The sequence below is a fragment of the Pseudomonas sivasensis genome (assembly GCF_013778505.1).
Taxonomy (GTDB): Bacteria; Pseudomonadota; Gammaproteobacteria; order Pseudomonadales; family Pseudomonadaceae; genus Aquipseudomonas; species Aquipseudomonas sivasensis.
Window position 1 is genome coordinate 326,236 of sequence record NZ_JAAOWU010000003.1, and the last position, 18,029, is coordinate 344,264.

The 18,029-nt window shown below is 54.8% G+C and carries 12 protein-coding genes and 2 pseudogenes; 4 read left to right on the forward strand and 10 right to left on the reverse strand.

Annotated elements, in window-relative coordinates:
* Window positions 1–97 precede the first annotated feature (97 nt).
* Window positions 98–1,525, reverse strand: a complete 1,428-nt coding sequence (argH, locus tag G9Q84_RS07875; protein ID WP_122756165.1) for an argininosuccinate lyase — start codon at window positions 1,523–1,525, stop codon at window positions 98–100.
* 193 nt (window positions 1,526–1,718) lie between these two features.
* Between argH and G9Q84_RS07880 the strand changes: the two genes are divergently transcribed.
* Window positions 1,719–2,678 (forward strand): LysR family transcriptional regulator, encoded by a 960-nt coding sequence (locus G9Q84_RS07880; protein WP_122756166.1) that lies wholly within the window; start codon window positions 1,719–1,721, stop codon window positions 2,676–2,678.
* Window positions 2,679–3,348: 670 nt separating this feature from the next.
* Here G9Q84_RS07880 and G9Q84_RS07885 read toward each other — a convergent pair.
* The 6 genes and pseudogenes from G9Q84_RS07885 to G9Q84_RS07910 all read right to left on the reverse strand — a co-directional run bounded on the left by G9Q84_RS07885 (window position 3,349) and on the right by G9Q84_RS07910 (window position 11,269).
* Window positions 3,349–3,993 carry an HAD-IB family hydrolase gene (locus G9Q84_RS07885; RefSeq protein ID WP_032891078.1) on the reverse strand — a complete coding sequence of 215 codons (645 nt, stop codon included), beginning with the start codon at window positions 3,991–3,993 and terminating at the stop codon, window positions 3,349–3,351.
* Window positions 3,994–4,065: 72 nt separating this feature from the next.
* Window positions 4,066–4,778 (reverse strand): annotated as a pseudogene (locus G9Q84_RS07890) (HNH endonuclease).
* A gap of 393 nt (window positions 4,779–5,171) precedes the next feature.
* Window positions 5,172–7,661: a TniQ family protein gene (locus G9Q84_RS07895; RefSeq protein WP_181643071.1), complete on the reverse strand. Its 2,490-nt coding sequence runs from the start codon at window positions 7,659–7,661 to the stop codon at window positions 5,172–5,174.
* The gene (locus G9Q84_RS07900) at window positions 7,654–8,610 is read right to left on the reverse strand and encodes a TniB family NTP-binding protein (protein WP_181643072.1); all 957 of its coding nucleotides are present in this window, start codon (window positions 8,608–8,610) and stop codon (window positions 7,654–7,656) included. The genes G9Q84_RS07895 and G9Q84_RS07900 overlap by 8 nt, the downstream gene beginning before the upstream one ends.
* 264 nt (window positions 8,611–8,874) lie before the next feature.
* Window positions 8,875–10,764, reverse strand: a complete 1,890-nt coding sequence (locus G9Q84_RS07905; protein ID WP_181643073.1) for an integrase catalytic domain-containing protein — start codon at window positions 10,762–10,764, stop codon at window positions 8,875–8,877.
* Window positions 10,751–11,269 carry a hypothetical protein gene (locus tag G9Q84_RS07910; RefSeq protein ID WP_181643074.1) on the reverse strand — a complete coding sequence of 173 codons (519 nt, stop codon included), beginning with the start codon at window positions 11,267–11,269 and terminating at the stop codon, window positions 10,751–10,753. Before G9Q84_RS07910 ends, G9Q84_RS07905 begins: the two co-directional genes overlap by 14 nt.
* A 1,031-nt stretch (window positions 11,270–12,300) precedes the next feature.
* On the opposite strand from G9Q84_RS07910, the gene G9Q84_RS07915 reads away from it, so the two are divergent.
* Window positions 12,301–13,179: a hypothetical protein gene (locus tag G9Q84_RS07915; RefSeq protein WP_181643075.1), complete on the forward strand. Its 879-nt coding sequence runs from the start codon at window positions 12,301–12,303 to the stop codon at window positions 13,177–13,179.
* Between the two features lie 41 nt (window positions 13,180–13,220).
* On the opposite strand, the gene G9Q84_RS07920 is transcribed toward G9Q84_RS07915, so the two are convergent.
* The gene (locus tag G9Q84_RS07920; RefSeq protein WP_181643076.1) at window positions 13,221–14,177 is read right to left on the reverse strand and encodes a DNA-binding protein; all 957 of its coding nucleotides are present in this window, start codon (window positions 14,175–14,177) and stop codon (window positions 13,221–13,223) included.
* Between the two features lie 177 nt (window positions 14,178–14,354).
* On the opposite strand from G9Q84_RS07920, the gene G9Q84_RS07925 reads away from it, so the two are divergent.
* Together G9Q84_RS07925 and G9Q84_RS29590 are read left to right on the forward strand one after the other, a co-directional pair.
* Complete coding sequence (locus G9Q84_RS07925; RefSeq protein WP_181643077.1) at window positions 14,355–15,269, forward strand: site-specific integrase; 915 nt, start codon at window positions 14,355–14,357, stop codon at window positions 15,267–15,269.
* 801 nt (window positions 15,270–16,070) lie between these two features.
* Entirely contained in the window at window positions 16,071–16,322 is a 252-nt protein-coding gene (locus G9Q84_RS29590) for a BPSL0761 family protein (RefSeq protein WP_338104089.1), read from the forward strand.
* Between the two features lie 266 nt (window positions 16,323–16,588).
* Here G9Q84_RS29590 and G9Q84_RS29595 read toward each other — a convergent pair whose 3' ends face one another.
* On the reverse strand, window positions 16,589–16,972 hold the full coding sequence (locus G9Q84_RS29595) for a hypothetical protein (protein WP_181643078.1): 384 nt from the start codon (window positions 16,970–16,972) through the stop codon (window positions 16,589–16,591).
* A gap of 132 nt (window positions 16,973–17,104) precedes the next feature.
* Window positions 17,105–17,956: pseudogene (locus G9Q84_RS07935) on the reverse strand (IS3 family transposase); the annotation flags it as partial.
* Between the last annotated feature and the right edge of the window lie 73 nt (window positions 17,957–18,029).

The window sequence follows — 18,029 nt, forward strand, 5'->3', positions numbered from 1 at the left end:
CCAAAACTGATGACGCTACTACTGATGTACTCGGTCCAAATGTGGGAGCGGGCTTGCTCGCGAAAGCGTCAGCCCCCGCACCACACCTCTGACAGGCTTAAATCCGAAAGCCCTGATAGCTCTCAGCCCACTGCTGCTGAGCCGCCAATGCAATCTTCAAACGTCCAATCTGCTCTCGAACCCGCTCCGGTGCCGTCCCACCCCAGCCACTGCGTGCCGCAATCGCCGCTTCCAGGGTCAAGCAATCCCGCACCTCAGGCAGCAGCCGAGCATCCACCTCGGCCAACATCGCCGTTGAGGCTTCCCACAACTCAATCTCATGCTTCTCACAGGCTTGTACCAACGCGCCGGTAATCTCATGGGCCTCCTTGAACGGCACACCACGGGTGGCTAGCCAATCCGCCACCTCGGTCGCCAAGGTAAAACCCATCGGTGCCTGGCGCCGCAGTTCGTCCACCTGGACTTTCATGGTCGCCACCATCCCGGCCATGGCTGGAAGTACCAGCAGCAACGTGTCCACGCTGTCCAACACGCTGTGTTTGTCTTCACTCAAATCGCGGTTGTACGACAGCGGCAAGGATTTGAGCGTCGACATCAACCCGGTCAGGTTGCCAATCAAACGCCCAGCTTTGCCCCTGGCCAGTTCGGCAATGTCCGGGTTCTTTTTCTGCGGCATGATCGAGCTGCCGGTAGCGTAGGCATCGTCCAACACCACCCAGCGAAACTGGCGCGACGACCACAGGCAAAACTCCTCCGACAGCCGCGAAATATTCACCCCGAGCATGCCCGACACAAACAGGAACTCCGCCACATGGTCACGGCTGGCCACAGCGTCGATCGAGTTTTCACACGGCCCGGTGTAGCCCATTTCCTTGGCCGAATGCTCCGGCCTCCGCGCAATCGCCGAGCCCGCCATTGCTGCGGCGCCCAATGGCGACAACGCCGTACGCGCATCCCAATCCACCAGGCGCTGTACATCGCGCAACATCGACTGCGCGTGAGCCAGTAAGTGGTGGGCGAACACGATGGGTTGCGCCTGCTGCAAATGGGTAAAGCCGGGGCAGATGCTCTCGACATGCTGCTCGGCCTGTTCCACCAACGCCTGCTGCAAACCCAACACCTCGGTGGTGATGGTTCGCGCATGGTCCCGTAGGAAAAGGCGCAAATCGTTGGCGGTTTGATCATTACGCGAACGCCCGGCGCGCAGCTTGCCGCCCAGGGCGCCCAGGCGCTCGGTCAATACGCGTTCGATAAAGGTGTGTACGTCCTCGTCATCCAGGGTTGGATGCAGGCGGCCGGCGGCGAAGTCTTCACCGATGCGGTCCAGGGCTTCGAGGGTGCGCAAGGTCTCCGATTCATCCAGCAAACCGGCGCGCTGCAATTCACGGGCATGGGCACGGGAGCCGGCCAGGTCGTAGGGCGTCAGGCGAAAATAGCGCTCAGGGCAACGTGACAACGCGGCCAACGCAGCAGACGGACCGGTCTTGAAACGAGCGCCCCAAAGGCGGTCGGTGGACTGAGACATGGGTATTCCTCACGCTTGTTTTTAGAAGAGTCGGAGGCAGTAAAAAAAGGTTTTCAACTAAACTGAATCAGCGTCTGACGCGCCGTATTCAAGGTTGCCAAGGGCGGATGTTTATGTTCATTATCGCCGCCTGGCTATGTTCAAGGATTGGGTTGAAGCCTGTTGAATATAGTACTTGAGGTCAACGCGTATTATGGAAACTCCACTTTCCACTTCTGGAAACCTGCCACCCAAACCGGGCACAAGACCACCGCTGCAACTGAGCGGACTGGACTTCAAATTGCTGCGGGTATTCATGGCCGTGGTCGAAGCCGGCGGCTTCAGTGCTGCGCAAAACGAGCTGAACGTGGGGCTGGCGGCCATCAGTAAACAGATCTCTGACCTCGAGATTCGTATCGGCATGCGCCTGTGTACACGGGGTCGAGAAGGCTTCGGGCTGACCGAAGAAGGGAAGTTAGTGTATCAAGCGTCCATCGAGTTATTTACCTCGGTGGATAGTTTCAGAGACAAGCTTAGTTCGGCGCAAAACGAGCTTATTGGTGACCTTAGTGTCGGGGTTATTGATAACACCGTGTCGGATGTTAATTCCCCGCTTATTACCGCATTGGGAAAATTACATAGCGAATCACCAAAAATAAGATTGCGCCTACAGGCTTCACAGTTGGACGAAGTTGAACGCGGCGTGGTGGAGGGCCGGTTAATCGTCGGTATCGTTCCCGTGTACCAGCGCCGTGAAGAGTTCGATTACTTCCCGCTGTACGAAGAAAAGGCTCACGCCTACTGCGCCGTAGGACACCCGCTTTTTACTGCGAGCGACATTACGCCGGAGGTGCTGCGCCAATATGAAGTGGTCAACCATCGTTATGCGATCCATCGCGACAAGACTAACTTCGTCAATTACGACAGCCAGTCCGCCTCCGCTTCGCAAGTCGAAGCCGTCGCGATCCTGATCCTTACTGGCCGTTTCCTCGGTTTCTTGCCCGAACACTACGCCAAGCCCATGGTAAGAGAAGGGCGCCTTCGCGCACTGTGCCCGGAGCAAGTTCACCTGAGCACCGCCTTCAACCTCATCCTGCGCCACAACGCTCCGCGCAGCCCGATGGTAAAAGCCTTTGCGGCGGCGTTGGGCGTAGACCTCAAAGCCGCTGTCTGATCAACCTGTGGTGAGCGGGCTTGCCCCGCGCTGGGCTACGCAGCAGTCCCAATAAAAACGCCGCATGCTGTCAGACAGCATGCGGCGTTTGGTTTTAGGGCCGCTACGCGCCCCAGCGCGGGGCAAGCCCGCTCACCACAATGGTCAGCGCAGCGCTTTCGCCCGCTTCTTCTTCGCCTGAAAATGCCGAAACGCCCCACGCAGCCCGATGGTAAAAGCCTTTGCGGCGGCGTTGGGCGTAGACCTCAAAACCAGTGTCTGACCAACCTGTGGTGAGCGGGCTTGCCCCGCGCTGGGCTGCGCAGCAGTCCCAATAAAAACGCCGCATGCTGTCAGATAGCATGCGGCGTTTGGTTTTAGGGCCGCTACGCGCCCCAGCGCGGGGCAAGCCCGCTCACCACAATGGTCAGCGCAGCGCTTTCGCCCGCTTCTTCTTCGCATGAAAATGCCGAAACGTCCCACGCAGCCCGATGGTAAAAGCCTTTGCGACGGCGTTGGGCGTAGACCTCAAAACCTATGTCTGATCAACCTGTGGTGAGCGGGCTTGCCCCGCGCTGGGCTGCGCAGCAGTCCCAATAAAAACGCCGCATGCTGTCAGACAGCATGCGGCTTTTGGTTTTAGGGCCGCTACGCGCCCCAGCGAGGGGCGAGCCCGCTCACCACAATATGGTCAGCGCAGCGCTTTCGCCCGCTTCTTCTTCGCATGAAAATGCCGAAAATGCGCATCCTGCGCCGCCGCCAACAACTCCCGGTCCCCGCGCGTATCGCCCCAGGCCCGGAGCCGATACTCCCCCAGGTCTCCGTACACCGCCTCAAGCCGCAGCACCTTGTTCTCACACCGGCAGTTATTCCCCGTGAGCTTGCCGGTCAACACCCCGTCGACTACCTCAAGCTCGGTGCCAATCAACTTGATCCCAAGTCGATTGGCAAACGGCTGCAACACTAACGCAGGCGAAGCCGAACACAATGTCACCTCCGCGCCGGAGCCCAACTCCTGCTCCACCGACAACACTCCGGCCGGGCGCATCAACCGCGCCCAATTGCGCTGGCAATACTCCTCGGCCTTCTGTTGCACCCACGTCTTCTCCACCCCTGTCATAAAAGTGCGGATCAACTGCGCTTTCAACTCATCCCGGCTGATCTGCCGAACCAAAAAGCGCAGCCCAGGCACCGCCAGCTTGACCATCCGGCCATAGAACTCGCCGGTACCAAAGGCAAACTTGAGGAAGGGCACGAAACTGTCGTGGTGGGTCAGGGTGCCGTCGAAGTCAAAGACGGAAAGTACTTTGGCGTCAGCGGGGCCGGCTTCGAGCATGTCTGGGTTCACGGGTTGGCCTCGGTCCTATCTAGTATTTTTTGAGCGTGCATCAGGTGTGACAGCAGGAGTTTACTCCCGTGCCAATCTTCCGACCTTGGCGTAAAGCCCCTCGGTGAAAGCCTCCCGGTCACTCGACCGGTGACAACGCTGATGGCAATTGGGGCACAAGGCTACAGCATTGGTGATGCGATCCGAACCCTTCTGGGCTAGGTGCTTGACGTGATGTACTTCAAGAAATGGCAAACCGTCGACCTCAAACGGCGCGTTAGAGCCGCAGCCTTCGCAGACGCCCTCGGCCTCTTTCAGTACCCAAGCGCGTACCTTTGGGTCTCGAACAAAAGCGGTGCTGACGGTCGAGACCTTCTGCGGCTGGGCAATGCCGTCCGGTAGCTGAGTGAAAGGTTGCTGCTGCAGTTTGGACGCACGGCGGATAAGCGTTTGCTCGTCTGCTGTTTGGGCGGCGTCTTCGGATTCGAATACACCCTGCGCGGCAAGTGCTTGGCGGATGCGTTGTTCGACGCCTGAGCCTACGTTCTTCGCAGGCTTATAGCCTTCGATGCGGTCCCAGCCCATACGCACAAGCACGGTGGAGATGTTTTGCATGCGGAATTCGATGGAGCCCTTTGCACGGCCTGCCACTGGACCTCACGCAGCAGGCGGTTTTCGAGGGCTTTGTTGAACGGTTGGCCGCTCTTTTCCCAGGCCAGCATCTTCAAGTACGCCTCGACCGCAGCTGCCAACTCCGCGTCGCTCCAGTCCGTTTTGTCTTTCGTAGTATCCATACAGCCGCCGAGGGTAGAAAACCCTCGGACGATACTGAGTAGCCATTATCGCGTCTACGAAATTTCCTACTAGCCAGAAGGATTTGGCGGTCAGCTACTTTGGTAAATTCGCTGCTTTGTAAGGAGAGTCTTTAGTGAGCTTGCATAAAAAAGCCCCGAACAAGTCAGGGCTTTTTGGTGTTGCTGTGCTAACCCCATTTTTCATTAACGCCTGAACTCACAAGCGTTGATTCTGTTGGTTTTTGTCAAAATCACAGATTAAACGATGTCAAGATTTCTCGATTTTTATCTGTTTTAGGCAAAATAAGCTAGCAAATATTAAAAGGCTTAGCAATAAACCAGTCGAGCTAATAGTTAGTTATATTGGTAGGGTGTTAGTGGAGGAGAGGGGAGTTATATGAGATGATGTTTTACCGCATAATCCTGCAAAGCCGCCCGTTCAACCATCGGGTAGTCTGTATAAGGCAATAGCGGGTGGGCTACACTTAGCTTTTTCGTTCGGATCAGGTTGTGCGCAAGGTTAGGATGCCCTAAATATTTGTTGGCTTGTGAGGTGATGCAGTACTTTTCCATTATTAGTGAAATTTTTTGGATGTCACCTTCCAGCAGATAAATTGGCTGATTATTTCCAATCGCGTTAACAAAGCCGGACGCTATGAAGAGTCGAAAGAATGGTACTGCTGCAAGTTGGTGCCGTTTTCTCACGGTCGAGACTTTTTCTAGCAATAGCGCTCTTCCCGACTTGTAACCATTTGAGTTGGGGCGGCAGGGTAGTGAAAAAACTGCGGCAACATCGTCTATCTTATAGATTTGAGTTTTGAAAGAGGTGTTCGTTGCTTCAGGTAATGGATTTATTCCAAACCTGGATAATGTTCGGACTACGCATCGGATGGGGATGTTCAACCACTGGGCAATGATCAGTTCTGTGGTGTAATGATCATAGAATTCATCCACGCTTTTTTTCTTTAGTAGTTTTTTCAACCGGTTTGTTGTGTCTGCGAGATCCAATACTTTGGCATGGATCAGCTTCATTATCAATGCAGGTGGGAGGTGTAACTGGCGACTTGCCTCATAGTTGGTAATGCCCGATGCGTTAGCTTCAAAAGTCTCATCAGTAGTTATTAATGTAAGCACTTGAGAACGCAAAAAATGGTAAGAGGGATTTCTATCTACTCCGGGCCCCGTAACTGGAGCGATGCCAGCCTGTTTAAGGACAGTACTGCTGGAGTGCAGCGTTAAGCCCAATAACTGTGCCGCTTCGGTGACACTTATGTAATTGAGTTTGAATTGGACTAGCGTCTTCTCCTCGATTAGGTAGGCATTGTTTTTGGATCCGCCCACCGACGCTGAAATGAGTCCGGCGGCTATAAAATAACCAATTTGTGGCGGCCCGACCCCCAAAAATTTTGCTGCTGCCGAAGAGTTCAGCCAGGTTCCCGACTGGAGTGGGTCATGTTTCGGAAGCCCGAACCAACTTGCGTCACGCTTCTGATATTTTTTAGGGTGAGGGGTGCACCACTCAATCACTGCTTTGCTTGTTTCTATACTCATCACATGCAAACATAATCTTTGATTTCTGAATTCGGAGTTGCGCGCTTCTAAGTATCGAAGCGCTCGGTGTATTTTGTGTACGGGAATTAGAGTGTTGGCTGACAGCTTCTGCGTGGAAATGTATTGTTGGGAAAAATTTTCCACGTCAGCAGAATCAAATAAAATGGAATTTTTCTGCCGTCTAATCGGGTGCAGTAGGATTTCGTTTATGGCCTCCCGTAATCCGGGTGTACTTATCATCAGAGTTCTTTTTAGTTCCCCAAGCGTTATGCCTGCAATATATTTTTTTTGGCTAAACCCGTTTTTTAGTTTTAGTTGAAGTATGTGAGCATTCATCGTTTGCACTTCCTTCCAATGGAAGCGACCCGTTGGCGGCAAATTGTTAAATGTTTGGCGAGCTTTTTTCCATTGATGTGGGTTTAAGTTTTGCCAGGCGCGAATTTGGCGTCCCGTTAAGGAAAATGATGACAATGGTTTTTGTGTGAGATCTCGTTGTACATTGTCACTTGTAGCCTTTTGACATAGGAAAGTTTTTATGCAGTCCTGATATTGCTCCGCTGGGATTAGAGAAAGTTTAGCGCAAATAATTCGTTTTGGTACGTCGGGATAAAGTGCGTGCAGTTTTTCTAGATTGTACATGACCGCCTTCCGGTCCCTGTCCAGCAACGCCAGCGCTATCATGACCAAGGTTCTTACTGCGCTGCACTCGTGTTGATCTTTTTTTAAAAACTCCAGAAGCAGCAGGTATTCTTCAAATTTTCTGAATTGTCCACAATCCCCTTGTCTAAACAAGTTCAAAAGCTTACGTTCAATGATCGCATCTTCAGGCCTGCACTGCGGTGACGTTGGCAGCTCTTTGCATCGGCACCTGCCGGATAACAGGTTGCACCAATTTAGATCCGTCCCACAGTGGGGACATTTATCCAGATACAGGCGTAAGTGATAAGGACAATAAACGGCAAGTCTCAGATCTTTGATGAAATACTCCTGGCCGGTTGCCCAGCATTCCGAGCAGAAGGCAGATCGTTCCTTTCGCACCATCTCTGCTCTGACCACCTGCCCGCCGATTTTCAATGGTGGTGCTATTGGTAACGGCCCCACCGGCTCGTAGAACCCGCTCAGAAAGCGTTCCGTGTTCCAGCCAGATTGCGTTGCAATGGCCTGGATAATGGGGTGCGTGCGAGCTAATATCGGCCTGTAGAAGTTGGCTTCTCCAAAAAGGTCCTTAAGATCCGTTCTAACTGTACAACCATGCCGGATCGCCATACGTCTCAGCACGCTGGTCGGACTTTCTTCGGGAAGCGGGGCAGGCAGGAACAGTATCTTACTCATCCTCCGTCTCCTCACAGTCCAAAATGAGTTTCAACGCGTCGTCATAAGACAGTCCGAAGGGATTTCCGTTTGACAAGTTTTTCGGCATGTCTGCGTACTGACAAGCCGTAATGAAATCATCCATCCTCAACTCGAGCTTCTCATTGCGGTACAGGCATGTCTTCAGCGCATCGTTGATGACCAAACGCATGCGTTTTAAATTGCCTCTGGTACCCACATACAGAGGAGCCGCGATCGTTGGATCATTAAGGTGGACACCTCTTTCGAGCGGAGCCACCTGATACATCGCCCTGTCCAGATGTTTCAACGTCGCGTAGTAGTCGGAGTTATCTCCCGTTTCATAGCGGAAGTTTGAAAGCTCGGCGAAGTATGGATATCTGTTTTCAAAGGCTTCGTCTTCGCGGCGAATGTTACGGCACAGGCAGGTGCCTGAAAGGATTACCGGAATTCCGGAGCCGTTGAGCAGCGAAACAATCCATTGCAGGGAATCCAGTCGTACCTTCTCGGCCACAGTGGTGAAGCAGAGGCGTTGAATTTCGTCGAGAAAAATCACCCTTACCTGAGATGTTTTAAGACACGTGATGAGCTGATGGGTTAGCTTCTCAACGGTACCACTAGGGGTAGCGTTAATCAGCATGCGCAACATGTTCGTGATCAGGCCTTTGACGGTGGCCGGTGAGGGGACCTCGCAATAGAAGACAGGAAGATTGGAGTAAGTGCCGTCTTTACGATGAGTTTCTGCGTCCGCGACATAATGCTTGCGAAAGTAATTACACAGCGTGGACTTCCCTGTCCCGCTTGGGCCGCAAAGCAGGGCGCACGCTGGTTCACCTAGTGCCTCCGTATTCTCGATCGCATTCTGGATTTGCGAGAATGCGTGCCGGTACCGCGGATGGAAGACAATTTTGCTTTTGAACGCTTTAAGTACTTGCTGACGCTCGAGCTCCATGATAGTGGACCTTTTGTGCGTGCGGACTGACGGATTATCAGGGCGTTGGGGACACTGATGTCGGGGAGGTAGCCCGGCTGTGGCTCACTCCAAGAAGTGTTGCCGGCAGCCGGCTACATCGCTTTTCGCTAACAGAGACGGAGATTGGCGCAGCCCGTGTGGCTGACAGGGCAATGCTCTGCGAGTGGTCGTGATCGCTGGCTGGCACCGAGCTGGGTCTGAGAGGGCACAGGCGAGTGCCTCGACATTGGCATGTGCATGGCCTTAGATCTCCTCAGACGAATAGTCGTCGGGTGTGTTGTCGTGGTAACGGTAGGTCGTGGGCTGCGGTTTCAGCGGCTGCTGTTCGCCGCCGCTGGCAGCGCGCCGGGTTTTGGTCTGCAATGAGCCCTGTTCTTCGGCTCGGCTGTGGTTACGCCGTTGGGCCGGCGTCTTTACTAGGGCCAGCTCATGCAGCAGTGCCACCCTGGCGCGGCGCGCCTTGTGCGAGTCGAAGCTTTTACGCTCGGCCCTCAGACGTTTAAGCGTCAGTTGATGAAGATGCATGGTCAAGCCTTGCTGGTAGTCAGGCTCTACAGCTTGCAGCTCCAACACCTCGTCGGGATAACTGGGATGGCAGGCCCAGGCCAGACCGAGGTCACTCGGGTCGTAGTAGACCAGTAGCTTCTCTGCTTTGGGCTCGCGGTTGGCCAGATACCCTACCGCCGGCCCGGTCCAAAACAGGGAGTTGTAGCGCAGCCGCCCCTGTTGGGGAGAGGCTTGGAACGCACTGAGAAAGTGCTGACGTAATTCGGACTGTGAATAGCGCCGGGGCGGAAACATCTCGGAGTACGCCGCTTCCCAAGCCCGATTGGGAGACGTGTTCAGACTGCTGTGCACGCGTTCGCAGTACACCTGCGTCACCCAGCGGGAAAAGGCGTCTCTGACGTCGTAGATGGTCATGCAAGCGTTTTTTTCGGAGCTGTAGTCACCCCGTGCGCCGATGTTCGAGAAAGTCGTGCCTCGCATCACGTGGGCGATTTCTTTCGACCAAGTTCCGAAGAACGCTTCCACGTGAGGCTTCTGATTGCCGGTAGCAGGCTCGCAATAGCACACCTCACCGCCCAGCATGGCGATAATTCGACGCAGATTCTGCGCGATGAACTCGGCGCCGCTGTCGAAAACGTAGCGGATGGCTACACCGGCGTATGTGTTATCACTGGATAACGATCGCTTGAGTGCCTGGAGGGTCGTGTCCAAAGAGGGGGGATTAAATCCGATAGACCAGGCATACGGCATCCGCGTGTAAACCTCTAGGAACACCGTCAGGTAGGGGCGGCCAATGACCTCTCCATCACTGCCCACTACCATCACGTGCATCTGCTGCGTGTCGGCCTCGACGAGTTCGAACAATCGTCCAGGCCGATCCCGCTTGCGAGTCCATCCCTGGTGTTTCTGGGCATATTTGCTGCCATGCTGAGCCAGCGCTCTTTCATAAGCGTCGAGCTCTCGCAGGATACGGTTGAGGGTCGATTCCGATGGGATCTTCAAGCGATCGTGGCTGGGTCTGCCGTCGTTAAAGGCTTCCAGCTCCAGGACAATGGCATCGATCACTTCAGTTTTACAGGCCGGTTCAGCTTTCAGGTAAAACTGGCTGACCTGTTGATTGATCACCTGCTGAACCTCCCAAGGCTGGAGGGCTAAGCGATGTTTCGCTCTCTGCCGTCGGCCGGGTATCAGGGCAAGGCTGCTGTGCCCCGATTTGCAGAAAGCCCGTACCCAACTGCGTGCCGTGCTGAAGCTGGGGGGACTGATGTCCTTAATGTCCTTAGCCAGAGCGCTGATCATCTGCGAGCTCCGCTCCCTCGGCATTTTCCCTCCAAACCGTTTGGTGAGCGCATGCACATAATGCCAGCGTCGGTCGAATGCAGCCGCGTAAGGCTTGGGGAGCCCCGCAAGGACTTTCTGTGGATCCTTCTCGATGGGCGCCTCCTGATCTTTGACCAGGTCACAGCGCTTCATCGCACGTAGTAGAACTTCCCGGGTTTGGCGCAATACGATCCGGCGGCCTTCGACGGCGCGCAGTTGCACGGTTTCACCTTGTTGATCGACGACCTGAAAGCGCTGGCCGCGGTAGCGGTAGTGTTCACCGATTTTAAATTCAGAGATGTCCATCATGGCCTCCGTAGATCCTGCTTTCGGGCGTGAGCTTCTGCTCAAGGTTGACCCGCAACTCATTCAGAAAGATGGCGTGGCTGATATCTGCGGGAGCGATACCCCTAGCCAGCAGTGCTGCAATGGTCGTCTGTTTTCCGGCATGCGCGACGACCTGAGCACGCACTTCAAGTGCTGCCCGTTTAGAACTGCTGAAGCTGTGGTGATAGAGGTACCGCAGGTTTTGAGTGACCAGACGCTGAGTCAGTTTGTCGTGAATGAGCCACCGGAATAGCACTCCATGCTCCAGCAGCATGGCTTCGACCGCCTTCGTCCAGTCACGCATGTGTGGTCTGGCCTGGTCATCCGGTAGCAGAAACTTGTGGTACACCGACGGTCCGTTGCTGAGCGCAACGAGAAAGTCGGCCTTGTAGCGTAGTTCACCCTTGCACACGGTTGGAGGGCGGCACTGGTAGGTGCGGACATCGTGGTGATACTCGAGGTGAACGCAATAATCAGCCTGCATGAGGTTGCCGCAGGTGATCGGGCCATGGTTTTTTCGTGACGGGAAAAACGTTACTCGACTCCCTGGGCGTCCTTTGCTCAAGGGCGCACGGGGCCGGTTTTCGAGACAATCCCTAGATGTTACAAGCATTATCGTGTTCCTCCGGGGGGCGCGCTGAGTTAAGCAGTCATGACTGTCAAGCAAGCTGACCTCCACGCAGCACGCCATGGGATATAAGTGCCCAATTAGCGCTAGCAGGGTCTTCGAGGAGACCATCGTCGTGACAATAGGGGGCTGAGCGCCGCGAAGATCCGGCCGATGATCTGTGCACGGTGCCGGACTCCTGCGTGGGGAATACGCAGCCCGGTGTCGTTCAGTGAAGTGGCCAACGCTGCGAGAAGATTGCGTTGGTGCATAGTGTGCTCCCCGATATTACTAGGCGCCTCCGCACGATCGGCCTGTTCGGGGCGTGCTTGGACGCAGTGGTGAGAGAGGCTGGTGCGCCAAGGCGGGGCACCGAATTGTCTATGCGAGGTGTTATCTAGGGCTATAGGCCGCCGTAAGGGCGGGATACTGCGCAGGTACAATCGATGGCGATGCATGGTCATGTCCTTCAGATAGATCCAAGCAAAGTGCCGGATCGCCAGCTCAATGTAGGCCGGTACGTACATTCATACTGCTAACAGAAATTCCTTTAAATTTTGAGATAGATATTGGCTATGGCCATAAGGATCAACGGCTTACACTCACCGAGGTTGCGCATTAGCTGGCGAGAGATGACAGGCCGTCAAACGACAAAATTGGCGCTAAATTCACGATAGGCATTGTATATATCTAGACACGTCAGAGACTTAGCGCGACCCAGTTTTCGCATTGCTCTGTCATGAACGGTTATAGCCTGTGACGTCGGCATGGGTGACGAGATGCGCTGGCTTCTGTTTCGTAGCGTTCTATAGTTATGTACTGGGGCTACGGGCCGCAGGAGTGACAAAGTGTCGACACTTTCGAGAGTGGCAATATGCCGCTGTCGCAACCGTTTCCTAGGCGCCCAGATGTACCAGATATCGGGGGCTCGTGACCGGAACGAATTTGCCCGGTGGTGCGACTATCTGGATCGTCCGTATCTCTATGCCGTACCGGGCGGTCAAGTGATCGCTGGCGCAGGCGTAGCCAATCCCAAATGGCTGCGCCTACTGGATGACGGGAGCCAGTTGCAGACCCATTGCCTAAAGCGTCTGATTGCAGCCTTCCCGGTGCTCAATCAGGTGTTGCAGAATCCGTTGTGGACGTTGCTAACTTGGGACTCGGAAGACGCTGAGAGGCCTGCGGCCTTTCTACAGGACCTTCTGCCCAGTTGCCGTGCCCTAGTCCCTAGTTCCTATCGCTGTCGCGTCAATGCGCGGATGAGTTGGGCGCTGGGTATACCGGATTGGAGCAGGCTGGCGATGCCACTGGCCCTGCTAGGCTGCAGTTGCCCGCGCCGGATGCCGCAGCGCATGTGGTTGCATAAATATTTCAACGACTACCTGACCCTCGCGTCGCTCTCGCCTGAGTGCCAAGGCTGTTTTGCTGACCTGTGGTTACTCATTGACAATTGGTTACGCGCCAGAGGGCTGGAGCCCAATCCGTCACAGCCTGATTGGCCGGTCGACGCCGCCGCGTTTGCTGATCAATGTGTTTTGTGCAACGAACGGTTCGCCGATCTGAAGGAGTGGGGATGGTTGCCCGCCGATGATCGCAGCGCGCGGTGCGCTATTGCGATGCTCTGGTGTCTCTGTATTGGTGGCAAAGCGTTTGAAAAAAAGCTGCAGGGCAGTCTGAACCATGGCGTGCGTCGGTGCCCGCCCTTACTAATGAGAGCGATGAGGGCGTTGGATCCACGGCTCGACGTGCCCAGTGCGGTGCGAGTAGACCGATCTCTCGAGGGCTAACACGTGGCAAGGCCCCGAACACTGTTTGCATAGGAAAGGTTTCATGCGCGATGCGTCGACGTGTCTAACAGGCGTTGCAGTTGAAGAATCTGCCGCTGCTCATGCCGTCGGTACAGAGCATCGCTGCGCTGCTTGAGCAGAGCCGCGCGCAGACGTTCGCGTAATTCTGCCTCCTCCGTTTGCCACTGGGCCTGTGCCTGCTGATGACGATGGGCGAGTTGTTGCCACTCGTCTCTGGCCTGGCTGTAATCCCGCGAGTCGGTAAGTGCCTGTCGGCTAGCCAGGCGCGACTCGGTGAGCAGCCGTTCGTTGGCTCTATTGAGAGTGGCTAGTTCTTCCTGTTTGGCGAGCAAGGATGCCTGCAGGGTCCGAAGTTCTTTGGACAACTGCTGGACCTGCTGATCGTGACGAGCCAGTTCCTGTTCTCGCTGAGTCCGTTGTTGCTCCTGATAGTGATCCCGCGAAGCTTTGAGGTGATCGTAACGCTCACTCAAGGCGGTAAGGTGGGCCTTGCGCTCATCTAGCGTGTGCTGCGCGTGAGTCAATTGCCGTTGCTGCGCCTCGAACTGGGTCTGCAGGTCCCGGGCATAGCTCTGCGCCGCCAATTCGCGCTGGCGGTGCTCTTCCACCTGTGCATCCAGGCGGCGGACCTGATCCCTTAACGATTCCACTAGTTCGCGTTGTTGCTCCTGAGCTTGCGCGTGCCGCTGCCAGGCTTGATCGACTCGGGTTTGATCGTTCGCGACTGCTTGTTTGGCTGACTCTTGCAGCCGCTTGGCTACACTGCTGATCAGGCGCACCAGTTCGTCTTCCAGAGCTACCGGATCTGAGGGCGCCTGCACGGCACTGAGCTCCTGCAGATAGCGCAGGATGGTGCTTTTGGAGCCCGTGTTGCCCAACTCGACTCGCACCGCGTCAATGCTGGCCCGGATGCCTCGAGCCTGCAGTGCGTCGCGAGCCTTCTGGACCAGCGCCTTGTTGATGCCACCACGTGCCATGAGATGTCTCCTACGATTTCGTAGCTTGTTATGGAGTATGTAAGTACGGGTGTACTTCTGTCCTCTGGTACGTGCGAACAGGCGACGGACTGACGTTCGAGAATCCTGATTTCTTGAACGTGATACGCATTTTTAACGGAGTTGCGTGCAAACGCGGTACGCGAGGAGGGCAGGGGCATGAGTGCCAAGGTTGATCGATACCTTAACGCCGCCCGTCGTGAAAGCACCGCGCGGCGGTATCAGCAAGTTATTGAGCATTTTGAAGGTGCCTGGGGCGGACTGCTGCCGTCTTCCAGCGAGGCCGTGGTGCGCTACCTCGCCGACCATGCCGAGAGGATGTCCAGCAATACCTTGCGCACTCACTTGGCCGCATTAGCGCAGTGGCACAAGAGTCATGGTTTTGCCGATCCCACCAAGGCAACCAGGGTGCGTGACGTGCTGCGTGGTATTCAGGCCGAACATCCAAGGCCGGTGAAGCAAGCTGAGGCCTTGCAATTGCAAGCGCTCGAGGCATGCATCATGGGGTTACAGACCCAAGTGACTTCGGGCAGCGACTGCCAGCGATTACGGGCGCTGCGCGACCAGGCGCTCATTCTGTTGGGTTTCTGGCGAGCCTTTCGCGCCGACGATCTGTGTGGCTTGCGCGTCGAGCATATAAAGCTGCGCAGCGCGGAAGGGCTGGAGTTGTTTGTGGCCAGCAGCAAAACTGATCGAGAGCATCAAGGTCGGACAGTCACGGTACCTGCGCTGAAACGACTGTGCCCCGTACAGGCTTATGAGGAGTGGTTACAGGCGAGCGAACTTAAGGAAGGGCCGCTATTTCGCTCCATCGATCGTTGGGGTCACATCGGTGTTGAGCCGCTGAACTCCAACAGCATCTCGCGATTGTTGCGTTTAGCTTTTGCCCGCAGCGGGTTAGATGGCGAATGCTACAGCGGTCATTCATTGCGCCGGGGCTTTGCCACCTGGGCCAATCGAAACGCATGGGGCACCAAAGCATTGATGGATTATGTCGGCTGGCGGGACGTCGCCTCGGCGATGCGCTATATCGACAGCACCACATTATTTGGTGAGTGGCGCGGTGACAGGTGATGTCGACGATAACGAGTAGACAGCAGTGGCGTATTTTCGAGCCCGCCACAGCGAACGGCGAAATGCAGTGAACAGGGGGAAGCGCTCCCATCTAGCACGAAGGATGTAGGCAACCACAAACCCACCATCTTCAAAAACGCTTTGATAGGCATCTGGGGGCATTGATGTTGCGATACGCCGTATTAGGTGAGGAGCCAGCATGCTCATCTCCCGGAGAGCAGGCTGTGACGTTGTTCCACTGGCGCGCGAGTCTTGAGCTATATGGATATCGATTTACTGCGCAGGATGATGATTCGATGCCATCGCGTGTAGAACGAGATGGTCGGCGTGTCGCCGTTGGCTGTTTTCCCGGGTTGATTAATACGCCGGCGTTTTCTCACCCCGTTGCGTCAGTCGTTGGAGTGATGGACGCGTAGCTTTGAATGAATACTTGCTCCGATCAGATTTGCCCAGAGCGAACTTGAAGGTGAGGCAAGGCTTTTTCGAGAGTTAGAGCAAAATATGGGGGAGCTGGCAAGACTATTCGGCCGAATGCGGTAAATGTGTTTGGTAGGAGTGTTTTCGAATCTCCATAAACTTTTAGCAACGGGGTGTCTATTAGGGTAATTTGGTTCTTGAGATTTTCCATGCGACCAACTCAGGGCCCAGATCTTCTGAAATTGTCCACGTAGCTATTACGTTGCGCACAGAGAATGCCAGCTGGTATCTGGTTAGGAGTCAGTCAGTCTTTCAGTCATAATAGTGGTCTAGACCATTTAGCGGTTGATCACGGAAAAGCCAAGGGGGAGGGATAAAGTGAGTATGCCGAGTGAACGCACCCGAAGTGTGATCCAGACAGAAGCGTTTTTACGAGAGTTGACAAAGAGCCCCTTCATTCCTGAGGAGTACCGTAATGAGGCGACGCGCCTTCTAAGACATTATCCTCAGTCGTCGTATGTCCTATTCGCCGGCAAGCTGGATGACATTATTCAGCGTGCAGAACCTGGAGATCGAAGGAGGGAGTTAGCCATCAGCGGTTATCATCCTATGTTCACTGGGGAAATAGAGCTTTAGGCCAGTTCTGAAATAAGCTCTGCTGTTCGTAAAGCAGATGCGATTGCCGAGACTCGTTGTGTCTTATCGGTCCTGGCGAGTGATGTCGTGTGGAATTCAAGCATCGAATGCCCATCGCATCGACTGCGGCCAGTTCGTCACATTGCGGCCATGACGATGAGCTTTTGGCCGATTGTTGTCAGTAGAGGCCATGTGGACGCAGGATTGTGGCTCCCCCCATCAGCGAAAAGAGCCGCTCTCCATGAAAGAGCCCGTGCGGACACCCGTCAAATGCCAAGACCGGTAATGGTTCTGGGGATGTCATCGTTGACCTCCCTGACGACATCCTCAACTGCATGGGTCTCAACCTTGCTGACTTCCTGACCATAGAATTGGTGGGCTAGAGCATAGCGCTCAAGCCAGTTCGTGATGCAGATGTCCAGCACTAATACAGCTATCACACCGCAGATACTCTTAGCGGTTGGCAGCAATAGGCCGATTCTGTTGAAAAAGCCGGTTCTTCCAGACTGCCCGCATACTGACCGCTGAAAACGCCTTATCTGCGTGCCACTACGCGAAATCTGAGCCCGGAATCCTCTGCTCAATGTAAAGAACTCAATCTCAAGCGCGTACTTTTCTACCGTGAAAACCGTGGTCGTCTTTTTCAACATGATGAGCCAAAAGCGGACAGTTATGCAGGGTTAGCGAACCTTCCTTGTAGCTTGATGGCATCTAAGAAACTAGGGGCGATTCAAAGCTCGCATGATTTGGTGATAACCTCGTGCTGAATCGCCCCGGATTCTTTAGACACCTTGCAAACTCATTGCGTAACGCTTTTCAAACTCTACCGGTGACAGCTGATTGTTGAAACCATGGCGGCGTTTTACGTCGTAGAACATCTCGATGTAATCAAACACATCACTCCGAGCATCTTCCCGCGTGGTGTAGATTTTTCGCTTGATCCGTTCCCGTTTCAGAAGCTGGAAAAAGCTCTCGGCCACGGCGTTGTCATGACAGTTGCCTCGGCGACTCATGCTGGCAACCAAATTGTTTGCCTTCAAAAAGCTGCGCCAATCGGAGCTGCTGTACTGGATGCCTTGGTCGGAATGAACCATCACCTCTTGCTTCGGTTTACGCCTCCAAACCGCCATCAACAACGCATCAATAGCCAAATCACTGGTCATCTTCGACTTCATTGACCAGCCAACGACCTGCCGAGAAAGCAGATCCAGCACCACTGCCAAATACAGCCAGCCTTCATACGTACGAATGTAAGTGATGTCGGTGACCCAAACTTTGTTGGGTGCTACGACATCAAACTGGCGCTTCAGTAAATTGGGTGAGGCGACCGCAGGCTTACCGCCGTACTTTCCAGGGCGACGTCGATACCCTGTCTGAGAGCGCAGCCCTTCAAGACGCATCAGCCTCGCCACACGATGGCGACCACAATCCTCACCGACTTCGCGCAGATCGTCATGGACTTTGCGATAGCCATAAACGCCGCCGCTCTCCAGCCAGGAATGCTTGATCAAGCCCAGCATTCGCTGGTCGTCTTTGGCGCGTACAGATTGCGGCTCAGACAGCCAGGCGTAATAACCGCTGGGATGGACTTTCAGCGTCAGGCAAAGCCGTCGAATGGAATATCGGCCACGTCGGGCATGGTGTTGGATGAAGATTACGCATCGCTTTTCATGATCGACCAGAGCACCTTGAGGCTGCCATGGCAAA